The organism is Mesorhizobium sp. M7A.F.Ca.CA.004.04.2.1 (assembly GCF_004022825.1).
Lineage (GTDB): Bacteria > Pseudomonadota > Alphaproteobacteria > Rhizobiales > Rhizobiaceae > Mesorhizobium.
The window spans coordinates 1-4,016 of sequence record NZ_RZPH01000552.1 but is presented as its reverse complement, the minus strand read 5'-3'; the positions used below and the strand labels follow the sequence as shown (position 1 = coordinate 4,016).

5 protein-coding genes and 1 pseudogene are annotated in these 4,016 nt (G+C 59.6%); 5 read left to right on the top strand and 1 reads right to left on the bottom strand.

Annotation, left to right across the window (positions count from 1 at the left end):
* The 4 genes and pseudogenes from EN893_RS22380 to EN893_RS22365 all read left to right on the top strand — a co-directional run.
* A pseudogene (locus EN893_RS22380) lies at positions 1-481 on the top strand (porphobilinogen synthase); the annotation flags it as partial.
* Between the two features lie 40 nt (positions 482-521).
* Entirely contained in the window at positions 522-818 is a 297-nt protein-coding gene (locus EN893_RS22375; protein WP_127270472.1) for a nucleotidyltransferase domain-containing protein, read from the top strand.
* Entirely contained in the window at positions 818-1,168 is a 351-nt protein-coding gene (locus EN893_RS22370; protein WP_127270471.1) for a HepT-like ribonuclease domain-containing protein, read from the top strand. Before EN893_RS22375 ends, EN893_RS22370 begins: the two co-directional genes overlap by 1 nt.
* A 236-nt stretch (positions 1,169-1,404) precedes the next feature.
* Positions 1,405-2,052, top strand: a complete 648-nt coding sequence (locus EN893_RS22365; protein WP_127270469.1) for a dihydrofolate reductase family protein — start codon at positions 1,405-1,407, stop codon at positions 2,050-2,052.
* A 48-nt stretch (positions 2,053-2,100) separates the two neighbouring features.
* On the opposite strand, the gene ppk2 is transcribed toward EN893_RS22365, so the two are convergent.
* Complete coding sequence (ppk2, locus tag EN893_RS22360; protein WP_127270468.1) at positions 2,101-3,021, bottom strand: polyphosphate kinase 2; 921 nt, start codon at positions 3,019-3,021, stop codon at positions 2,101-2,103.
* Positions 3,022-3,298: 277 nt separating this feature from the next.
* On the opposite strand from ppk2, the gene EN893_RS22355 reads away from it, so the two are divergent.
* Positions 3,299-4,016: aldo/keto reductase (locus EN893_RS22355; RefSeq protein ID WP_145968100.1), on the top strand; the 718-nt coding region annotated here is incomplete at its 3' end.

Here is a 4,016-nt window from a genome sequence, read left to right as displayed (position 1 = left end):
GGACGGCCGCATCGGCGCCATCCGGGACGCGCTTGACGCCAATGGTTTTCAGGACGTCGCGATCATGTCCTATGCGACCAAATTCGCCTCGGCCTTCTACGGTCCCTATCGCGAGGCGGTGGGCACCGCCGGTCTGCTCAAGGGCGACAAGAAGACCTATTACATCGACCATGCCAATTCCGACGAGGCGGTGAGGGAGGCCGAACAGGACATCGCCGAGGGCGCCGACATGCTGATGGTCAAGCCCGGCCTGCCCTATCTCGACATCATCCGGCGGCTGAAGGACGAGTTCCAGATGCCGACCTTCGCCTACCAGGTGTCGGGCGAATATTCGATGATCAAGGCGGCAGGCGCCAATGGCTGGATCGACGGCGAGAAGGCAATGCTGGAATCGCTGCTCGCCTTCAAGCGCGCCGGGTGCGACGGCATCCTGACCTATTTCGCACCCGAAGTGGCGGAGATGCTGAAGGGAGGCCGCTAGGTCGCTTTGGAATTTTAACGCAATCCGCTAGAATGAATTCATGAGCAGGAATGAGGTGATAAAGCGGTTGCAGAGAAATGCAGATGCCATCAAAGGCATGGGCGCGACTTCGCTTTATCTGTTCGGATCGATTTTACGGGGCGACGCAGGACCTGACAGCGATCTCGACCTCTTCATCGATTATGATCCTGCAAGACGCTTTTCGCTGATTGATCTGGTCGGCATCAAGCAATTTCTTGAGGAGAAGATGTCAGCGGAGATCGATATCACCACCCGCGACAGCCTCAATCCCATGTTGAAGGCCGACATCGAACAATCTGCTGTGCGCATATTTTGATGGCAGTGCGCCGGATCGAACCGATTCTAGCCGAAATCATGGAGGCCCTGGACGGCATCTCTGCTGCCGCCGCGGGCAAGACGTTGGATGACTTTAATAGCGACTGGCTGCTCCGACATGGCATCGAGCGCGGGATCGAAATCATTTCCGAAGCTGCCCGGCACATTCCAGATGATTTGGCAGCACTTGCTCCCGAGATTCCATGGAAACAAGTTCGTGGGATAGGCAACGTTTTGCGTCACGAATATCACAAAACCTCCGGTGCGATAGTATGGCCGGTGGTGACCGACAGCCTGCCGCCACTGCGTCTTGCTGTCGAACGTATGCTCGAAGCGTCGCAGCGCCGATAGTTTTGGCTGACACTTGCGGCTGCATCCTGTTCGCGTCGCAAGGAAGGAACCGCGATATTTCTCTCGTCACAAGCAATTGCATGGCAACGGAACATTTGCTCGCGTCGAGACTGCCGGATCTTTCTGCTCTGCACGTGCGGTGCGGCAAAGTTCTCTAAAATACCGCTTGCAATTCACAATCAGTTTGCTACAAAACAACTGCTTGCAAAATACAACCGGTTATCGAGGAGGCTCGCATGTCCAAACTTCGCGTCAACGCTTTCACCCTGTCGCTCGACGGCTATGGCGCCGGTCCCGATCAGGATCTGCAAAATCCTCTCGGCGTCGGTGGGGAATCCTTGCACAAGTGGTTTGTCGACACCTGCACCTTCCGCGAGAAGGTGCTCGGACAAGATGGCGGCACCACCGACGTCAACGAGGCGTTCGCGGCGCGCAGCTTCGAGAATGTCGGCGCCTGGATCCTCGGCCGCAACATGTTCGGGCCGATCCGCGGCGAGTGGCCTGACGACAGCTGGAAGGGCTGGTGGGGCGACAACCCGCCCTATCATGTGCCGGTTTTCGTGCTCACCCATCACAAGCGGGAACCGATCACGATGGAGGGCGGCACGACTTTCCACTTCGTCACTGACGGTATCCATTCAGCTCTTGAACAGGCTAAGGCTGCCGCTGGCGGCAAGGACGTGCGGGTCGGCGGCGGCGTCGCCACCATCCGGCAATATCTGCAGGAAAAACTGATCGACGAGATGCATCTGGCGATCGCGCCGGTGCTGCTCGGCTCGGGCGAGAACCTTTTCGCCGGCCTCGATATGCTCAAGCTGGGCTATATCTGCAGCGAGCAGGTGGCGACGCCGCTTGCCACGCACGTCACCATCAAGCGGGCGTAGTTACAGCTTTTTCTCCCCGTCACTATACGGGGAGAAGGGAGCGATCCATCAATACTTCTCCGGCACGTAGAGCTCGCGCGGCAGCACCTGGCGCTCGTATTCGGGGTTGAAGACGCGCTCCGGCAAAGTGATCTCCTCGTGCGGCACTTCCTCGTAAGGCAGCTGCTTGAGCAGATGGTCGATGCAGTTCAGCCGCGCGCGCTTCTTGTCGTTGCCCTCGACGATGAACCAAGGCGCTTCCGGGATGTTGGTGCGGGCGAAGGTCTCTTCCTTGGCCTTGGTGTACTGCTCCCAGCGCACACGCGACTGCAGATCCATCGGCGACAGTTTCCACTGCTTCATTGGATCATGGATGCGCATCAGGAAGCGCATCTGCTGTTCCTCGTCGGTGATCGAGAACCAGTATTTGACCACGGTGATGCCCGAGCGGACCAGCATGCGCTCGAACTCCGGCACGTCGTGAAAGAATTCTTCGACCTGATCGGGCTGGGCAAAGCCCATCACCCGCTCGACGCCCGAGCGGTTGTACCATGAGCGGTCGAACAGCACGATCTCGCCGCCGGCCGGCAGATGCGGGACATAGCGCTGGAAATACCATTGCGACTTTTCGCGCTCGGTCGGCGCCGGCAGTGCCACGACGCGGCAGATGCGCGGATTGAGCCGCTGGGTGATGCGCTTGATGACACCGCCCTTGCCGGCCGAATCGCGTCCCTCGAAGATCACCACCAGCTTCTTCTTGTGGTAGGCGACCCAGGACTGCAGCTTGATCAATTCGGACTGCAGGGTGATCAGGTCGCGAAAATACTGCATGCGATCGATCGAAGGCGGATGCGAGTTCTTGTAGATCTTGGCGATCTCCATCGACAGCGCCGGCTCCGACATTTCGAGCTCATAGTCTTCGTCGAGCGTGTCGGCGAGCTCGGCTTCAAGCCAATCCCTGGCCGGAGAATTCTGTTTTAGCTCGGTCATTATCGGCTGCTCCACTTGCAAGCTCTGTCGATCCACGTCCGGCGCCCCAAACTCCGGCTTACAGCCCGGAACGGCAACGCCTGAGCCGACTTCAATATAGGCCTGCAATGACGGTTTTATTGCAGCCCGAGCGTGATCGCCGCCGCTGCCAATCCCGCCAGGCATGATCGATCCGGCGTCCTGGCATGGCGACAAGTCGCGCAAATTGTCCTACAAATAGCGGCCACATTCGGGCGCCCTCCCCAGCCCCTTCCCCAACGCAATCGCGAGGATCGACATGGAATACCGCACCCTCGGCCGTTCCGGCCTGAAAGTTTCGACGCTGACCATGGGGACCATGACGTTCGGCGGCGCCGGCGCATTTTCGGCGGTCGGCAAGACCGATCTCGACGAGGCGCGCCGGATGATCGATCTCTGCATCGACGCCGGCATCAATGTCATCGACACCGCCAACGTCTATTCGAATGGCATTTCCGAAGAAATCATCGGCGAAGCGCTCGGCGGCAAGCGCAAGGGCGACGTGCTGATCGCCTCCAAGGCACGGATGCGGATCGGCAAAGGCCCAAACGATGAAGGCTTGTCGCGCCATCACCTGATCCGCGAATGCGAGAAGAGCCTGAAGCGGCTCAGGACAGACGTCATCGACATCTATTTCCTGCACGAATGGGATGGCGTGACACCGCTGGAGGAAACCATCGGCGCGCTCGACACGCTGGTTGCCCAGGGCAAGATCCGCTATGTCGGCTGCTCCAACTATTCCGGCTGGCAGGTGATGAAGGCGCTCGGCATCAGCGACAGCCGCCACCAGCCGCGCTTCGTCACGCAGCAGATCCATTACACGCTGGAAGCGCGCGAGGCGGAGTACGAGTTGCTGCCGATTTCCGTCGACCAGGGGTTAGGCGTCCTGGTCTGGAGCCCGCTTGCCGGCGGATTGCTGTCCGGCAAATACCGCCGCGACAGCCCCACCGCCCGCCAACTCGCGGGCTGGTCCGAAC

What these genes read in the sequence shown, in the direction of transcription:
- ppk2 (WP_127270468.1), bottom strand. Translation starts at nt 3,021, where the DNA reads ATGACCGAGCTAAAACAGAATTCTCCGGCCAGGGATTGGCTTGAAGCC.
- EN893_RS22365 (WP_127270469.1), top strand. Translation starts at nt 1,405, where the DNA reads ATGTCCAAACTTCGCGTCAACGCTTTCACCCTGTCGCTCGACGGCTAT.
- EN893_RS22370 (WP_127270471.1), top strand. Translation starts at nt 818, where the DNA reads ATGGCAGTGCGCCGGATCGAACCGATTCTAGCCGAAATCATGGAGGCC.
- EN893_RS22375 (WP_127270472.1), top strand. Translation starts at nt 522, where the DNA reads ATGAGCAGGAATGAGGTGATAAAGCGGTTGCAGAGAAATGCAGATGCC.